The sequence below is a fragment of the Novosphingobium sp. genome (assembly GCF_036803765.1).
Lineage (GTDB): Bacteria > Pseudomonadota > Alphaproteobacteria > Sphingomonadales > Sphingomonadaceae > Novosphingobium.
This window is the reverse complement of sequence record NZ_DAIRTS010000003.1, coordinates 23,533-40,110: the sequence shown is the minus strand read 5'-3', so window position 1 is coordinate 40,110 and position 16,578 is coordinate 23,533. Positions and strand designations below refer to the sequence as shown.

Below are 16,578 nucleotides of genomic sequence, written 5' to 3'. Positions count from 1 at the left end.
CGCGCACATGATGAACCTCGCCGAATATCGCAACCGCAACACCCGGCTTGCCGACTTCCTGCCCTGGGTCGCGCTGGTCGGGGAAGGCGTCGTCCTCAATAAGGACGGTAGCCTGCAGCGCACCGCCCGGTTCCGCGGCCCTGACCTTGACAGCGCCGTCCCCGCCGAGCTGATCGCCGTCGCCGGCCGGCTCAACAACGCCTTTCGCCGTCTCGGCTCCGGCTGGGCGATCTTCGTGGAGGCTCAGCGACACGGGGCTGCGACCTATCCCGCCAGCCTGTTTGCCGACAGCGCGTCCGCGCTGGTCGATGCCGAGCGCAAGGCAGATTTCGAGGAAGCAGGCAGCCACTTCGAGTCGAGCTACTTCCTGACCTTCCTCTATCTGCCGCCCGCCGAGGATGCCGCTCGCGCCGAGACCTGGCTCTACGAGGGCCGCGACCACGCCGGCGTTGATGCGCGCGAGATCCTGCGGGGCTTCGTCGATCGCACCGACCGCATCCTGCAGCTTATCGAAGCCTTCGTCCCGGAATGCGCCTGGCTCGATGACGCCGAGACGCTGACCTTCCTGCACTCGACCGTCTCGACCAAGCGCCACCGCGTACGCGTGCCCGAGACGCCGATGTATCTCGACGCGCTGCTTGCCGACCAGCCGCTGACCGGCGGCCTGGAGCCACGCCTTGGCGATACGCATCTGCGCGTCCTGACCGTCGTCGGTTTTCCAACTGCCACCACGCCCGGCATCCTCGACGAACTGAACCGGCTGGCTTTCCCCTATCGCTGGTCAACCAGGGCGATCCTGCTCGACAAGACCGATGCCACCAAGCTGCTGACCAAGATCCGACGGCAATGGTTCGCCAAGCGCAAATCCATCGCCGCCATCCTCAAGGAGGTGATGACCAACGAAGCGTCGGTGCTGGTGGACACTGACGCCGCGAACAAGGCGGCTGACGCCGACCTAGCGCTCCAGGAGCTCGGCGCCGACTATGCCGGTCAGGCCTATGTCACGGCGACGATCGCCGTTTGGGACGAAGATCCGCGCATCGCCGCCGAGAAGCTGCGTCTGGTCGAGAAGGTCATTCAGGGCCGCGACTTCACCGCGATGCCCGAGACGATCAATGCGGTGGATGCCTGGCTCGGCAGCCTTCCGGGGCACGTCTACGCCAATGTCCGGCAACCCCCGATCAACACGCTCAATCTCGCCCACATGATCCCGCTGTCGGCGGTATGGGCGGGACCGGAACGGGACGAGCATCTGGCAGGGCCCCCACTGCTCTTCGGCAAGACCGAAGGCTCGACCCCGTTCCGGCTTTCCATCCATGTCGGCGACGTCGGTCACACGCTGATCGTCGGACCGACCGGCGCCGGCAAATCGGTGCTGCTCGCGCTGATGGCGATGCAGTTCCGCCGTTACGAACGCTCCCAGGTCTTCGCCTTCGACTTCGGCGGCTCGATCCGGGCCGCGGCCCTCGCGATGCGCGGCGATTGGCACGATCTCGGCGGCGGGCTCACCGAAGGCGCCGAGGACAGCGTCTCGCTCCAGCCGCTGGCCCAGATTGACGATGTCGCGGAACGCGCCTGGGCGGCCGACTGGCTGATCGCGATCCTCGCGCGTGAGAGCGTGACGATTACCCCCGAAGTGAAGGAGCATCTCTGGTCGGCGCTCTCCTCGCTCGCTTCCGCGCCGGTCGGCGAACGCACGCTCACCGGTCTGTCGGTCCTGCTGCAATCCAACGACCTCAAGCAGGCGTTGCGGCCCTTCTGCGTCGGTGGCCCCTATGGTCGCCTGCTCGACGCCGAAGCCGAGCATCTCGGAGAAGCCTCGGTCCAGACGTTCGAGACCGAGGGTCTCATCGGGACCGGCGCTGCGGCTGCCGTCCTCGCCTATCTCTTCCACCGCATCGAGGATCGCCTCGATGGCCGTCCGACGCTGCTGATCGTCGATGAAGGCTGGCTCGCCCTCGACGATGAGGGTTTTGCCGGACGACTTCGCGAGTGGCTGAAGACACTGCGCAAGAAGAACGCCAGCGTCATCTTCGCCACACAGTCGCTCTCGGACATCGACGGATCGGCGATCGCTCCAGCCATCATCGAGAGCTGCCAGACCCGCATCCTGTTGCCGAACGAACGCGCGATCGAGCCCCAGATCACCGCGATCTACCGCCGGTTCGGCTTGAACGACCGCCAGATCGAGATCCTCGCGAGGGCCATGCCCAAGCGCGATTACTACTGCCAGTCGCGGCGCGGCAATCGCCTGTTCGAGCTGGGGCTTTCCGATGTCGCCCTCGCGCTGTGCGCCGCCTCCTCAAAACAGCACCAGGCGCTGATCGCCGAGGTGCATGCCCGCAGCGGCACCGAGGGCTTCCTTCGCGAATGGCTCATCGAAAATCGGCTCGCCTGGGCCGCTGACCTCATCGCCGATCTCACCAACGTCGCCCCTCAAATAGACCCGGAGACTCGCTCATGAAGCACTTGCTCGCACACCGTTCGCGCGTCGTGCGCCTCACCGCCGCGCTGCTGACCGCTCCCGTCGCACTCGCACCGATGCTCGCGACGCCAGCCCACGCCATCATCGTCTACGACCCCACCAACTATGCCCAGAACGTGCTGCAGGCATCGCGCGCGCTCCAGCAGATCACCAATCAGATCACCTCGCTGCAGAACCAAGCGCAGATGCTGATCAACCAGGCTCGCAACCTGACCAGCCTGCCCTTCTCGTCACTCCAGCAACTTCAGCAGTCCGTGCAGCGGACCCAGCAATTGCTGCAGCAGGCTCAGGGTATCGCCTACAACGTCCAGCAGATCGACCAGGTGTTCCAACAGAAATACGCGAACGTCTCCCTATCCGCCTCCGATCAGCAACTCGTCGCCGATGCCCGCTCGCGCTGGCAGAACACCGTCGGCGGCCTGCAGGACGCCATGCGTGTTCAGGCCGGCGTCGTCGGCAACATCGACACCAACCGTAGCCAGATGTCGGCGCTGGTCGGTGCGAGCCAGTCGGCCACCGGCGCCCTGCAGGCGACGCAGGCCGGCAACCAGCTTCTCGCGCTTCAGGCGCAGCAGCTCGCCGACCTCACCGCAGTGGTCGCCGCCAACGGCCGCGCCCAGGCGCTCCAATCCGCCGAGCAAGCCGCCGCGGCTGAACAGGGCCGAGAGCAGCGCCGCCGGTTCCTCACGCCCGGCTCCGGCTATCAGCCCGGCAACGCCAGTATGTTCCCAAGCAGCGGCAAGTGAGGGCGCGGCGATGGACGGCAAGCTGCTCGCCCGTCTCGGCGCCGTGGTGTTCGTGGCCGTCGCGATCACCGCGACAGCGATCGAGATGAGCCGGAACGAGAAGGCGGGAGAGAGCTGGACCTCCTCGCGCCCCGCCATGGTCTCCCCCGACCCGCTGCGCGACGAGTTGTTCCGCTGCCAGGCCCTGGGCGAAGCCGGGCCGCGCGACCCTGCCTGCCTTCGGGCCTGGGCGGAGAACCGCCGCCGCTTTCTCGATCCGGGCGCCCAACCCGCGCCGCCCCTGTCGGCAGCCGCGCCAGCGCCGCGCCCGTCCACGGATTTGACGCCACCGGCGCAACCGGCTCCGGCTTCGCCGCCGGCCGAGGCGCGGTAGCACCATGGGCAACACCGGCGTCATCGACCATTTTCTCGAGGTCTTCACCCGTTACATCGATTCCGGCTTCGGGCTGCTGAGTGGCGAGGTCGCCTTCATCGCCACGACGCTGATCGTCATCGACGTCACGCTGGCCGCGCTCTTCTGGTCCTGGGGCGGCGACGACGACATCTTCGCCCGGCTGGTGAAGAAGACCCTCTTCGTCGGCGTGTTCGCCTACATCATCGGCAACTGGAATAATCTCGCGCGCATCGTCTTCGAAAGCTTCGCCGGCCTCGGCCTGAAGGCCAGCGGCACCGGCTTTACGACCGCAGATCTGCTGCGCCCCGGCAAGGTCGCGCAGACCGGCCTTGATGCCGGGCGGCCGCTTCTGGAATCGATCTCCGGCCTGATGGGCTATTGGTCGTTCTTCGAGAACTTCATCCAGATCGCCTGCATGTTCCTCGCCTGGGCGCTGGTGCTGCTCGCCTTCTTCATCCTCGCCATCCAACTCTTCGTCACGCTCATCGAGTTCAAGCTGACGACGCTCGCCGGCTTCGTGCTGATCCCGTTCGGCCTGTTCGGCAAGTCCGCCTTCATGGCCGAGCGGGTACTGGGCAACGTCATCTCGTCCGGCATCAAGGTGCTGGTGCTCGCCGTCATCATCGGCATCGGCTCGACGCTCTTTTCCGAGTTCACCGCCGGCTTTGGTGGCGCCACGCCCTCGATCGACCAGGCGATGGCGATCGTGCTTGCCGCGCTGTCGCTGCTCGGCCTGGGCATCTTCGGCCCCGGCATCGCCAGTGGCATCGTCTCGGGCGGCCCGCAGCTCAGTGCCGGGGCAGCCGTCGGCACAGGTCTCGCTGCGGGCGGCATGGTCGCCGCCGGCGCTGGAGCGGTCGGCGCCGTCGCATCCGGGGGCGCTGCCCTTGCCGGCGGTGCCGCCGCCGCTGCGCGTGGGGGAGCGGCGATCGCTGGCGGAGCATCCACCGCCTACAGCCTCGGTGCAGCGGGCCAATCGGGCGCCGCCGGCGTTGCGTCCGGTCTGGGCGGCGTCGCTCGCGCCGGCGGCAGCGCGGCGGTCTCGCCGCTCCGCCGTGCCGCCTCGCGCGCTGCCGAGAGCATGCGTTCGAGCTTCAATGCGGGAGGGCGTGCGGTCCTGGAGTCAACCGGCGGGAGCTCGACCGCAGGAACGATCGGCGGCGACACTGCTGAATCACCGCCGCCTGCCGAGACCAACGGCCCGCCTGCCTGGGCCCGTCGGATGAGTCGGCATCAACAGATGACCCATGCCGTCCAGGCGACCGCCCATGCCGTCCGCTCCGGCGATGCCCATGGCGGCGGCTCCTCCGTCAATCTCTCCGAAGGAGACCGCTGATGTTTAAGCGACCATCCACGCACTACGGAAAATCTCCCGAGCCTGAGACGCCCTATCAGCGCGCCGCACAGGTCTGGGACGAGCGTATCGGCTCCGCACGGGTCCAGGCCCGCAACTGGCGCACAATGGCCTTCGGCTCGCTGATCCTCTCCGCCGGCTTCGCCGCCGCTCTCGTCTGGCAGTCGGCGCGTGGCACGATCGTGCCCTGGGTGGTGCAGGTCGACCGGCTCGGCCAGGCACAGGCAGTCGCTCCGGCCGTCGCCGACTATCGTCCGACCGACCCCCAGATCGCCTTCCACCTCGCGCGCTTCATCGAGCAGGTTCGCTCGATCCCGGCCGACGCCATCATCGTCCGGCAGAACTGGCTGCGCGCCTACGACTTCACGACCGACCGCGGCGCGGCGGCGCTCAACGATTATGCGCGGGCCAACGATCCCTTCTCTAAGGTCGGGCGCCAACAGGTCGCGGTGGAGGTCTCCAGCGTCATTCGCGCCTCCCCGGATAGCTTCCGCGTCGCCTGGATCGAGCGCCGCTACGAGAACGGTCAGCTCGCCACAACCGAACGCTGGACCGCGATCCTGACGATCGTGATCCAGACGCCGACAAACGCCGACATCCTGCGGAAGAACCCGCTCGGCATCTACGTCAACGCCATCAACTGGTCACGGGAGCTTGGTCAATGAAGCCGTCTTTCCGTAAAGCTGGACCGGCTTCGCACGATTCCGCCGTCCCGACATTGCGCAAAGCCGGGTTGCCGCTCGCGTTGATGGTGACCACGGCGCTGGCCGGCTGTGCCACCAGCACTCCGCCTCCGGAAATCTCCTACGACAATGCGGCGCCCGCCGTGCAGACGGCAGACCCGCCCGCGCCTGTCACCGTCGTCGAGGTGCCGCGGCCCCTGCCGCTGCCCGGCCAGATGCAGCGTGTGGAGCCGTCGCGATCGATACCCGAACCGGCCGATCCGACCGCACGCGTCAATCAAGCGAACGCCGCCGCCCGCATGCAACCGGTGCGAAACGGCTTCATCAATTCGATGCAGGTCTATCCCTTCGTCCAGGGTGCGCTCTATCAAGTCTACACCGCTGTCGGTCAGATCACCGACATCGCGCTGCAGCCGGGCGAGCAGCTCGTCGGCTCCGGCCCGGTCGCCGCTGGCGACACGGTGCGCTGGATCATCGGCGATACGCAGAGCGGCGCGGGCGCAACCCAGCAGGTCCATATCCTGGTGAAGCCCACCCGCCCGGAGCTGATGACCAACCTCGTCATCAACACCAACCTGCGCACCTATCACATGGAACTGCGCTCGACCGAGCGCACCTACATGGCCTCGGTCTCCTGGCAGTACCCGCAGGACCAGCTCATTGCGCTACGCAGGCAAAATCAGGAGGCCCAGGCCGCACAACCGGTCGCGACCGGCGTTGATCTTGCCAACATCAACTTCCGCTATGCTATCGATGGTGACCGCGCACCCTGGCGTCCGCTGCGCGCCTATGATGACGGCCGTCAGATCTTCATCGAATTCCCGCGCGGAATCGCGCAGGGCGAGATGCCGCCCCTCTTCGTGGTCGGACCCGAGGGCAAGACCTCGGAACTGGTCAACTACCGGGTCCGCGCCAACTACATGATCGTCGACCGGCTCTTCGCCGCCGCCGAGCTGCGCTTTGGCTCAGGCGATCACCAGAAGCGCGTTCGGATCGTGCGCACCGATGGGAGGCCGGCGTCGTGAGCGACATGGATCCCCGGAAAGAAGAAGAGCCGGATGACGAGGCCCGGCCGCTGACCGGCGGGCCGGTCAACCCCGCGGCCATGCGGCTGCGCGCGGAGCCGCCCCGAGTGACGCGCCTGTCGCGAAAGGTGCTGGCAAGTCTCGGTCTGGTCGCCAGCGTCGGAATCGGCGGGGCGCTCGTCTATGCGCTCCAGACTCGCGACGGCGGGCGTCCGAACGAGGAACTCTATTCGACGCAAAACCGCCCGACTGCCGATGGCATGGCCGGTCTGCCGCGCGATTATTCCGGCGTGCCTCAGCTCGGACCGCCCCTGCCGGGCGACCTCGGTCGGCCGATCCTCGACGCGCAGAATCGCGGCCAGCCCGTACCCGCTCCCGGCGTCGCCGCTCCCAATCCCGGTGTCAGTGCCGAGGAGCAGCGTCGGCTTCAGGAACTGGAATCGGCCCGAACCGCCCGGTTGTTCGCCGCGACAGAGACACGCGAGGCCAATCCGGCGCCGGCGGCGCCAGCCGGCACGACCGCTGCGCCCATCCCCGATCTCACCGGCCTCGGGCTCGCACCGACGCCGGCGACGCCGTCCGCCCAGGACCGGCAGAACGCCTTCCTCAATGCGGCTGCCGATCGGCGCACCGTCGCAGCGGACCGCGTCGCCGCGCCAGCATCGCCGAACATCCTCCAGGCCGGTGCCGTCATCTCGGCTGCGCTGATCACTGGTATCCGCTCCGACCTTCCCGGCCAGATCACCGCGCAGGTGACCGAAAATATTTACGACAGCCCGACCGGTCGCATCCTGCTCGTGCCGCAGGGTACGCGCGTCATCGGCCAGTACGACAACAATGTCCAGTTCGGACAAAGCCGGGTGCTGTTGGTATGGAACAGGCTGATCTTCCCTAACGGCCGGTCGGTCGTGCTCGAGCGCCAGCCGGGGGCAGACGCCGAGGGCTACGCCGGCTTACAGGATGGCGTCGACTACCATTGGTGGGATCTTGCCAAAGCTGCCGGGCTCTCAACGCTGCTCAGCGTCGGTGCCGAACTCGCCGTCGACAATGACGATCGACTGATCCAGGCGATCCGCAACGGCGGTCAGGACACGATCAATGATGCGGGCCAACAGATCGTCCGGCGCCAGCTCAATATCGCTCCGACGCTCACGATCCGGCCTGGCTTTCCGGTGCGTGTGATCGTCACCCGCGACCTCGTGCTCGAACCATACGGAGGGTGACATGGCCAAGCTGAAGCTCGGCGCGATCGTCGACGACAGGCCGGTTAAGATTAGCATCGAGCTGCCTGCCAAATTGTATGCTGATCTTAAGGTATATGCGGAGGTGCTCAGCCGCGAGCAAGGGCAGACAATAGCCGATCCCGCGAAGCTAATCGCGCCGATGCTGACACGCTTTATCCAGACTGATCGCGCATTTTTGCGCCTTCGGCGCACTCAGCCATTCGGATCAGAATAACCATTCTTGAATCCTGACTTCAGCGCGGACACTAAATTGTAAACCGCCTTGTTCTTCCCCTGCGGTGACCAGGCCACCGACCACGCAATTCCTTCTTGGTCGTCTCCGATGAGTTTGAACACAGCATTGCGGTAAAACGCTCCATCGATCGATGAGCACAAGACAGTAACGCCAAAGCCCAAACCAACCATGTTAATAAGGTCCTCCCGCGTCACGCCATGTAATTCAATCTTTGGTTCGATACCGAGCCGCCGAAGGCGCTCTACCAGAAAAATGCTGAAATTCTGGTCCGGACCAGAACGTGAGAAAAGAAAAAGCTCACTCGCTATGTCACTCCATCCGATACGCGCTTTAATTGCCAAAGGGTGCGATGGAGGCAGCACGACTACAGGACTCTCGTGCCAAAGCGTCTGGAAATCGAATCCTACAGTGTAGGTGTCTCCGGGCAAAAAGGCGATGTCGATGTCACCTGCACGCAATCCTTCAACGTGCTCGGTAGGCGCCCCGAGATGAAGTTTGATCGTCACTTTCGGATTAACTTTGATCAAACGCGCGATCGCATCTCGGAGAGGCTTGGAGTTGAGACCCGTTACGATGCCGACCTGCAGGCTCTCCGAGCGAACCATCTCGATCCGCTCCACGACCTTATTCAACTGTGCAAGCGCCGGACCCGCATCAATCAAGAATTGTGCGCCAAGCGTGGTCAGGCGCGCACCCGCACGGGAGCGATCAAACAGAACTATACCTAGGCGATCCTCTAACGAATGAACGCGACGGCTGACAGTCGCCTGGTCGATACCGAGTTCTTTGGCAGCACGTCTAAAGCTACCCCACTTGGCTACGGCCTCGGCAACATGAAAATAACGAATATCAAGAATCACGTTCTTTACACATCATCAGAACGTAAACATGGAGGTGCACGACGTTGATCCTAGAGTTCGCCCCAGAGCTGCCGCACTTTATGCACAGCAGGGCGAGCGACCATGCGACGGAGGTGATGTTGCAGGTTTATAGGCAGCGTGATCCCATTCTGCGGCGCCCATCGCTCGACGTAGAACAGGGCCATGTCGGCTATGGTGAGTGCATTCCCGGCGGCGAAGTCGTGGCGTGCGAGCATGGGGTCAAGAATGGCGAAACCCCGCTCGATGATCTCCAGACCCTTTGCCTTCACCGATCGCGAGCCGAGACCGGTCGCCTGGTGAACGACATCCTGGGGTCCGAACATCTCAGGCATGAAGATCCGCGCGAAGCCCTGGCCATGGATCGTACCCTCGACGTAAGCCAAGGTCTCGATTGTGCGCGCTTCGCCTTCCGCGTCAGTCGGCAGCAGCGCCTTTTCCGGATAGGTCCGTGCTAGCCACGTCGCAATCGCGCCGAACTCCGTCAGCACGCTGCCGTCGTCCCGCACCAGGGTCGGCACCTTACCCTTGGGGTTGATCGCGAGGAACGGCGGCGCGTGGGTCGCGCCGCCGGCCACGTCGAGCTTCTCGGTTTCATAATCCGCGCCGACTTCCTCGAGCAGGATGTGAATGCCGATGGCGCAGGTGTGGGGTCCCCAGAAAAGCTTCATCATGCGCGATCCAGCATTTCGGTCCTGTATTTGGGGGCCAGCTCCTCCGCGAGCTTGCCCTTGGCGGCCTGCTCTTCCTTGCTGAGCTTCGGCGGCGGCCCGTCGCGGCTGTCGACGGGAACGCCGACCGCCATGAAGAACTCGTCCTGCCCGGCAGGCGTGCACATGCAGAGCATGTGGACCGTCGCGCCCGAAGCGTTCTTGAACTGATGGGGCGCGTTGGCGGGGATGTTGACAGTCGCCGGCGCTTTCACCGTCTGCGTCTCGCCACGGAAGGTGAACTCCAGTTCGCCCTCTAGCAGCGAGAACATCTCCTCGAAGTCGTGGCGGTGCGGCGGCGGCCCGCTGCCATCGGGCACCAGCATGTCAATGAGACAATATCGACCCTGCGTGTCCTTGCCCGACACCAAGATGGTGTAGGTGTCGCCCACGACCGAGATATGCCGCGCCTGCCGGTCCTCCGGGTTCGTGACGGTAAGGCTGCGGGCAGGATCATCTGCCGGTATTGGCCCCTGGTCGCCCCGGGCGGTGATCGAGTGATCTTCCATTATATCGTCTCCTTTCAGCTGAAATTGATGTCAGGCAAGCTTGGCGGCGATTGCCCAGATGTGGCGGATCACGACGTCGGGCCGTTCTTCGGGCACGAAATGCCCACAATTCTCGACCGTCTCCGTCGACACATTTTCGGCCACGCGAGCGACCCCTTCGCCGACCTTGTCGCCAAGGCCTTTGACGCCGCCGATCGCGATCACCGGCACGCCGACCTTGTCGGTCCTGAGCGGCTCGGTCTGATCGATGCTGTCAAAGGCGGCGCGATAGACGCCCATCGCTCCGAGCAGGCCCGCCCGGCCGGAGAAGGTCCGCAAATATTCCTCGACGGTTCTGTCGTCGAACACCTCCGGACGCGCCGTTGCGCCCTCGTAAAACCAGGTGAGAAAGGCCCGCTCATTGCCGACGATCAGTCGCTCCGGCACGCCCGGTGCGAGTGGAAGCACCCACCACCACATCGATCCCTGCGCCATGGCCTGACGGTTGTAGGCGATCACCTTGTTCAGGACGTCGCCCAGCATGACGGGAGCCTCGATATAGACGAGCGCCTCGATCTCCTTGGGATGGTCGGCGGCCCAGATCAGCGCTGGCGGCGCACCCATGTCATGTGCGGCGACGATCAAGGGCTGGCCACGGCCAAAGCCGATCGCCGCCACGAGCGAGCGAAACTCCTCGGCGAGCGCGCGGGCGTCATAGCCCTTCGTGCCGTCTGGCTTGTCGCTGTCGCCGAAGCCGCGCATGTCGGGCACCAGCACCGCCAGGCCGGCCTTGGCGAGTTCCGGCGCGATGTGGCGCCAGGCATAAGCGGTGGACAGGAAGCCATGCCAGAGCAGCACCGGCCGGCCGTCCTGGGGACCGCCGATCCAGTAATGCAGCCGGACGCCGTCGACCGTCACGGTCTCGCTGCGCAGTCCTTCGATCCTAACCTTTTCGACCATGGCGACCGTCACTCCACCGGCTGCATCGGCGCCGCGGCGAAGAGCAGCTGCACCAGCTCCTGGCCTTGCGGCGTGCTCCAGTCCTGCACCAGTTCGGCGACAATGGTGTTGGTCACCGTCATGTGCACGCCGGCCGCGATTAACCTCTCGCGGGAGATCGCCTCGTTGATCTCGAACGGCGAGCCGCAGGCATCCATTACCGCCTGCACCTCATAGCCGTCCTCGACCGCGCTGATGCTCGGGAACACCAGGCAGATGTCGGTCGTGATCGCGCCGATGATGAGCTGGCGCCGGCCGGTCTTCTCCACGGCCGCCTTGAAGTTCGGATCCTTCCAGGCGTCAACGATGCCTTGGCGCTTGACGCGCGCTTCGAACGCGTCGGGGATTACGTGCTGGAGCCGCTCGTCGATCCGGCCCTGGATGCGATCCTCCTGGCTCGCGGTGACGACGATCGGCATCTTGAAGGCGAGCGCCGCCTTGGCGAGCGTGATCGCGTTGCGCAGCGCGACATCGGCCGGGTTGGTCTTGGCGAGCTGAAGTGTGCCGACCTGATAGTCGATCAGCAGCAGCGCGGCGGCGTCGGGCGTGAAATGCGGGACCATCAGTGACCTCCTCAGGCGTTCGCGGGATCGAGAAACGGGTAGTCGGTGAAGCCTTCCGGTCCCTCGCCGTAGAAAGTCGCCTTGTCGGGCGTGTTGAGCGGCGCATCGCGGCGGAGCCGCTCCGGCAGGTCGGGATTGGCGAGGAAGGGAACGCCGAAAGCGATTCCATCGGCCTTGCCGGCGGCCAGCGCGGCATTGCCCTTGGCCTTATCGAAGCCGGTATTGCCGATCAGAGGCACCGACACCTGGCCACGGAATGTCTCAAGCACGTCCTTGACCTGCTCGGTCTTGCGGTCCTTCTCGTTGGGATCGAGCAGGCAGAGATAGGCTGGCTTGAGAGCGTCCAGCGCCTCGATCACGTGGCCGAACGTGGCACGCTTGTCGCTGTCGTTCATCCCGTAGAGGGTGCTCGCTGGCGACAGGCGGATACCGACATGCCCACGGTCCCAGGCCTCGATCATCGCCTCGGCCGTCTCGACCATCAGCCGCGCACGGTTGGCGACAGCGCCGCCATAGCCGTCGGTGCGCCGGTTGCTGCCGTCTTCCAGGAACTGGTCGTGGAGGTAGCCATTGGCACCGTGCAACTCGACCCCGTCGAACCCGGCGGCTTGCGCGTTGCGGGTCGCGGAGGCGAAATCCTCTACGATGGGCGCGATTTCCTCCTGGCCGAGTTCACGGGGCACTGGGAAGCCGACCTCGCCCGTGGGCAGGAAGAACTTGCCCTCGGCCGGGATCGGGGATGGGGCCACCGGCGGCTCGCCGCCGCGCATGTCGGGATGGGCGACGCGGCCGCAATGCCAGATCTGGCAGACGATGCGACCGCCCGCGGCGTGGACCGCGTCGGTGACCTTGCGCCACCCGGCGACCTGATCGTCGCGGTGGATGCCCGGGCAGCGAATGATGCCGTGCGCCTGGTCCGAGACTTGGGTGCACTCAGTGACGATCAGCCCGGCGCTCGCGCGCTGTACGTAATAGTCGCGCATGAGATCGGTCGGCACGCCGTCCTCGCCGGCGCGAGTGCGGGTCATGGCCGACATGAAGATGCGGTTCGGCAGCGTCAGGCCGAGCAGCTCGACCGGCGAGAAGAGATCCGTCATGGGACGAGCTCCGTCGGAGTGAAGAACGAAGGGCGCGCGACAATGAGGGCGGCGAGGGAGAGCGCCACCATCGCGACGTGGATGACCTGCGCGGGAAGGTTCGGGGCGGAGAGCGCGGGGAGGAACGGCTCGCCAATCCAGAACGGTGCGTAATAGCCAAGCATCAGGACCAACCCGATCCACCACGTCACCGGCGTGCGCCACCGCGCCGCGCCGAAAAACAACAGCAGGAACACCACCATCTTCGCGACATCACCGCACACCTCGCGAAAGACGTGATACCAGCCGTGTGTCGCGCCGAACGGATAGGCGGGCGTCAGGAAGTCGGCGTTGCCGATATGCCCGACGCTCTCGCGCCAGCTCAGCAGCCCGACGCCGAGCCCGATCACAAGCAACACGCGCGCGATGTGGAGGCGGGTCATCATAGCATGTGCTTCCCGCCATCGACGTTGATGGTCTGGCCGGAGATGAAGTCGGCATCGGGCGAGGCGAGGAAGAAGATCGCGCCGATCAGATCCTCGCCCGTTTCCTCGCGCGGAATCGCGCGCAGCTGGATCTGCTGTTCGATCAGTTCGGCCGGCATGTGTTCCTTGACCGCCGGCGTGACGGTCAGGCCCGGCGTGACGACGTTGACCGTGATGCCGTCCTTGCCGAACACCCGCGCCAGGCTGCGCGACAGGCCGAAGATCCCGGCCTTGGCCGCGACGTAATGGACCTGATCGGGCACGCCCTCGAACGCCGAGGCCGAGCCGATATTGACGATCCGACCCCATCCGCGTCCGCGCATCAGCGGCACGACAGCCTTGATCATCAGGAAGGTCCCGGTGAGGTTGATGTCGATCACCTTGCGGAAATCGTCGGCGGTCATTTCGTCGAACGGCTGCATCGGAAAGAAACCCGCGACGTTGACCAGCACATCGACCCGGCCGCCGGCGGTGTCGGCAACACGCCGGCAATCCTCTTCCCTGGAGATATCGGCGACGACAGTCCGCAGCCGGTCGTTCGGCGTCAGCTTGCCGAGCGCGCCCTGCGCCGTATCGCTGGCCACCACGGTATCGCCATTGGCGAGAAAGCGTTCGACAGCGAGCTTGCCCATGCCGCCGCCGGCACCGGTGATCACGACGATGCGATCGGTCTTCATGGCTGTTCTCCCTGGTTCCGGGACCGCTCGTGCAGGCGCAGGCGCGACGGATGAGCGGCGTCGTGGTGATAGGTGTCGGTGCCGACCTTCTGGCCGTACCAGTGCGTCATCGGCGCCTCGGTGATGGTCGAATCCCAGTTCGAGATCTCCAGCCGCAGGCGATCACCCTTGCGGACGAGGACCGACATCGGCAGCAGCTCGACGCGCAGCTCGTAGATTTCGCCAGGCACGATCGGTTCGGCCCGGTCGTGCTTCAGGAAGGGACGCATCTCCGTCGTGAGATCGGCATCCTCGGCGCGGTGCGAGGCGCGCAGCCAGCCTTGCGAGACCTTGATGAACTTCGGTGTGTCCGTGCCTTCGGGCAGGACGGAGAGCTTGACGAACAGGTCGAGGTCGTTCTGGTCGGACGAGGCGTGAAGGTGCAGCACGCCCTGGCCGGTGAACTCGCGATCCCGTTCGAACGGCGCGCTGGTATAGGTGATGACGCGCGAGAAATGGTCGGGAATGCCGTCCCGACCGATCGTCGTCACGCCGGCCATCCATTTGGGGTCGGGATAGCTCCAGCTGGTCGAGCCTTTGGCCGCAAGCGGGGGCTGTTCGGTCAACGAACCGTCATTGAGCGAGGATTGCGTACCACTCCTGTCGCCGCTGAGGTGGAATTCGGCGATGCTGACATCGGACGGCGGCCAACTGTCGGCCGACAGTGTATCTCCGTCATTCTGCACGAAGAAGCGCACCCGCGGGCGCTCCATCACGCCGTTTTCCATGCCCTTCAGGTGATGGTCGTACCAGGGCAGCAGTTCGCCGCGGTGGAACGCCTCGTCGAAATACAGCGTCTGTGTCTCGGCGAACGTCCCGGCGCCGACGATCAGCAACTGCTTTGGCCCTCTGACCAGCCGAAACCCCTCGAAATTGCCGCGCAGGTGGAGTGATGCCTTGCCCCAGGCGCCGATCGACAGGACGGGAATATCGACCTGATCAAGCTCCCAGAACGGCGAGCGCGTGCGCTGCCAGTCGTCGTCGAACGGATGCTCGTACATTTTCGACAGGATGTCGCCGCGACCATGATCGGTCAGCGACAGGCCGTTGGCCATGTGTTGGAGAAGGACCGAGCCGTAGAGCCAGCTATTGAGGAAGCCCTGGATCGGGATGCCGCCGTGGTACATCCAGTCGCGGTACATGTCGGTCGCGCCGTCGAACGCGCCGATCGTGACGAGATGCGGCGGCCTGGTCCGTGCGGTGTTCCACTGGCTCCAGCAATAATAGGACATGCCGATCATGCCAATCTTGCCCGTCGACCAGTCGAGCGTCGCGACATGTTCGATCATGTCGTGGATCGCCTCGCCCTCGGCGCGGCTCACCGGGTCCCAGGTGCCTTCGGAGCGGCCCATGCCGGGCACGTCCATCGCGACATAGGCGTAGCCTTCGTCGAGATACATCTGCATCGGACCGTATTCGATGAACGGGAACACCGCAGGAGTCGGCGGCAGATGGCGCAGCGCCTTCTGATACGGCGAGGCGCCGAGCAGCACGGGCACCGGCCCGTCTGCACCTACAGGCAGGTAGACGTCGGCGCGGACCAGGTCGCCGTGGCGGGTCCGGGTCTCGATCTCGAACGGCTGGACGTTGACGTCAACCATCGTCAGTGGTCTCCGCCATCGCTGGCCAGTTCGGCGAAGAAGGCATCAAGCCGCCGCGGCTCGCGCCCGAGAATGGCCCGCAAGGTGAGCGGATTGCCGCGCAGGCCGACTTGCTCGTAGTGGTCGAACATCGGACGCATCGGCTTCGCCTGGTCGCCGAGCATGGCGGGATCGATCCGCTCCGCCCGGATGTCGCGCCCGAGCACCTTGCCGATCAGGTCCGCGACGTCATGGCGGTTGAGCCAACCGTCCGAGCACAGCTCGAACGTCCCGTAGTTCAGCCGGTCCTCCGCCAGCGCGATGGCAGCCACCTCGGCGACGTCGCGGTAGTCGACCCGACTGAAGCGCGTGTCGCACGACCAGGGTTCGGCGAGCACTCCGGTTTCCACGACCTTGGGCCAGGACTGGAGATAATTCTGGAAATAGAGCGCGGGGTGCAACAGCGCATAGGTCATGCCGCTGTCGAGGATCGCCTCTTCGACAGGCTGCTTGGCGGAATGGTTCGAGAGCCCGCTCAGGACCGGGTGGATGACCGAGGAGAAGACGAAGCGCTTCACGCCCGCGGCGACACAGGCGTCGACGACGCTCCGCCCGACCTCGGCCTCCCGAGCCATAAAGGCGGGCGCGATGTAGAACACCCGGTCGATGCCTTCGAGCGCGCGTTCGATGCTCGCGCGATCCGTGAGGTCGCCCAGCGCCACCTCGTCCGTGCCGTGCTCGCGGGCGGTATCCGCATCCTTCTCCTCCCGGACGAAGCCGCGAACATGCAGCCCGCGCGCCTTCAAGGCGGGGACGACAAGACCGGCGAATTTCCCTGAGGCGCCGAATGCAAGCAGGTTCGCTGTCATCGGCCTTCTCCCACCGGCATGGCGGCGTCGACGAGTAGCTCTTTGACG

At 65.4% G+C, this 16,578-nt stretch carries 18 protein-coding genes; 8 read left to right on the top strand and 10 right to left on the bottom strand.

Translation table 11 applies throughout. The features are described from left to right. Positions 1 to 7 precede the first annotated feature (7 nt). The 8 genes from trbE to V7Q48_RS02440 are packed head-to-tail and all read left to right on the top strand — an operon-like array spanning position 8 to position 8,145. Positions 8 to 2,464, top strand: coding sequence for a conjugal transfer protein TrbE (gene trbE / locus V7Q48_RS02475; RefSeq protein ID WP_333836065.1), 2,457 nt, complete (start codon positions 8 to 10; stop codon positions 2,462 to 2,464). Continuing rightward, positions 2,461 to 3,231: a P-type conjugative transfer protein TrbJ gene (gene trbJ / locus V7Q48_RS02470; protein WP_333836064.1), complete on the top strand. Its 771-nt coding sequence runs from the start codon at positions 2,461 to 2,463 to the stop codon at positions 3,229 to 3,231. Before trbE ends, trbJ begins: the two co-directional genes overlap by 4 nt. A 10-nt stretch (positions 3,232 to 3,241) precedes the next feature. Then, positions 3,242 to 3,604, top strand: a complete 363-nt coding sequence (gene trbK-alt, locus V7Q48_RS02465) for a putative entry exclusion protein TrbK-alt (protein WP_333836063.1) — start codon at positions 3,242 to 3,244, stop codon at positions 3,602 to 3,604. A gap of 4 nt (positions 3,605 to 3,608) precedes the next feature. Then, positions 3,609 to 4,961, top strand: a complete 1,353-nt coding sequence (trbL, locus tag V7Q48_RS02460; protein ID WP_333836061.1) for a P-type conjugative transfer protein TrbL — start codon at positions 3,609 to 3,611, stop codon at positions 4,959 to 4,961. Next, positions 4,961 to 5,644: a conjugal transfer protein TrbF gene (gene trbF, locus V7Q48_RS02455; RefSeq protein WP_333836060.1), complete on the top strand. Its 684-nt coding sequence runs from the start codon at positions 4,961 to 4,963 to the stop codon at positions 5,642 to 5,644. The genes trbL and trbF overlap by 1 nt, the downstream gene beginning before the upstream one ends. Beyond that, the gene (gene trbG, locus V7Q48_RS02450) at positions 5,641 to 6,687 is read left to right on the top strand and encodes a P-type conjugative transfer protein TrbG (protein ID WP_333836058.1); all 1,047 of its coding nucleotides are present in this window, start codon (positions 5,641 to 5,643) and stop codon (positions 6,685 to 6,687) included. The genes trbF and trbG overlap by 4 nt, the downstream gene beginning before the upstream one ends. A gap of 5 nt (positions 6,688 to 6,692) precedes the next feature. Continuing rightward, positions 6,693 to 7,910 (top strand): TrbI/VirB10 family protein, encoded by a 1,218-nt coding sequence (locus V7Q48_RS02445; protein ID WP_442947082.1) that lies wholly within the window; start codon positions 6,693 to 6,695, stop codon positions 7,908 to 7,910. A 1-nt stretch (position 7,911) separates the two neighbouring features. Continuing rightward, positions 7,912 to 8,145 carry a DUF2274 domain-containing protein gene (locus V7Q48_RS02440; protein ID WP_333836055.1) on the top strand — a complete coding sequence of 78 codons (234 nt, stop codon included), beginning with the start codon at positions 7,912 to 7,914 and terminating at the stop codon, positions 8,143 to 8,145. Here the strand turns inward: V7Q48_RS02440 and V7Q48_RS02435 are convergent. Genes V7Q48_RS02435 through V7Q48_RS02390 form a run of 10 tightly spaced genes read right to left on the bottom strand, consistent with a single transcriptional unit; the run spans position 8,124 to position 16,530 of the window. Beyond that, complete coding sequence (locus tag V7Q48_RS02435) at positions 8,124 to 9,026, bottom strand: LysR substrate-binding domain-containing protein (RefSeq protein WP_333836053.1); 903 nt, start codon at positions 9,024 to 9,026, stop codon at positions 8,124 to 8,126. The genes V7Q48_RS02440 and V7Q48_RS02435 overlap by 22 nt on opposite strands. A 50-nt stretch (positions 9,027 to 9,076) precedes the next feature. Further along, a complete protein-coding gene (locus tag V7Q48_RS02430; protein ID WP_333836052.1) occupies positions 9,077 to 9,718 on the bottom strand; it encodes a glutathione S-transferase family protein in 642 nt (213 codons plus the stop codon). Beyond that, positions 9,715 to 10,263, bottom strand: coding sequence for a cupin domain-containing protein (locus tag V7Q48_RS02425; protein ID WP_333836050.1), 549 nt, complete (start codon positions 10,261 to 10,263; stop codon positions 9,715 to 9,717). Before V7Q48_RS02425 ends, V7Q48_RS02430 begins: the two co-directional genes overlap by 4 nt. A 30-nt stretch (positions 10,264 to 10,293) precedes the next feature. Further along, positions 10,294 to 11,202 (bottom strand): alpha/beta fold hydrolase, encoded by a 909-nt coding sequence (locus tag V7Q48_RS02420; RefSeq protein WP_333836049.1) that lies wholly within the window; start codon positions 11,200 to 11,202, stop codon positions 10,294 to 10,296. Between the two features lie 8 nt (positions 11,203 to 11,210). Continuing rightward, a complete protein-coding gene (locus V7Q48_RS02415) occupies positions 11,211 to 11,804 on the bottom strand; it encodes an isochorismatase family protein (protein WP_333836048.1) in 594 nt (197 codons plus the stop codon). An 11-nt stretch (positions 11,805 to 11,815) separates the two neighbouring features. After that, positions 11,816 to 12,901, bottom strand: a complete 1,086-nt coding sequence (locus V7Q48_RS02410) for an alkene reductase (protein WP_333836047.1) — start codon at positions 12,899 to 12,901, stop codon at positions 11,816 to 11,818. After that, on the bottom strand, positions 12,898 to 13,326 hold the full coding sequence (locus V7Q48_RS02405; RefSeq protein WP_333836046.1) for a hypothetical protein: 429 nt from the start codon (positions 13,324 to 13,326) through the stop codon (positions 12,898 to 12,900). The genes V7Q48_RS02410 and V7Q48_RS02405 overlap by 4 nt, the downstream gene beginning before the upstream one ends. After that, on the bottom strand, positions 13,323 to 14,042 hold the full coding sequence (locus V7Q48_RS02400) for an SDR family NAD(P)-dependent oxidoreductase (RefSeq protein ID WP_333836045.1): 720 nt from the start codon (positions 14,040 to 14,042) through the stop codon (positions 13,323 to 13,325). The genes V7Q48_RS02405 and V7Q48_RS02400 overlap by 4 nt, the downstream gene beginning before the upstream one ends. Continuing rightward, entirely contained in the window at positions 14,039 to 15,682 is a 1,644-nt protein-coding gene (locus V7Q48_RS02395) for a CocE/NonD family hydrolase (protein WP_333836044.1), read from the bottom strand. Before V7Q48_RS02395 ends, V7Q48_RS02400 begins: the two co-directional genes overlap by 4 nt. Before the next feature lie 2 nt (positions 15,683 to 15,684). Then, positions 15,685 to 16,530, bottom strand: coding sequence for an NmrA family NAD(P)-binding protein (locus tag V7Q48_RS02390; RefSeq protein WP_333836043.1), 846 nt, complete (start codon positions 16,528 to 16,530; stop codon positions 15,685 to 15,687). Positions 16,531 to 16,578 lie beyond the last annotated feature (48 nt).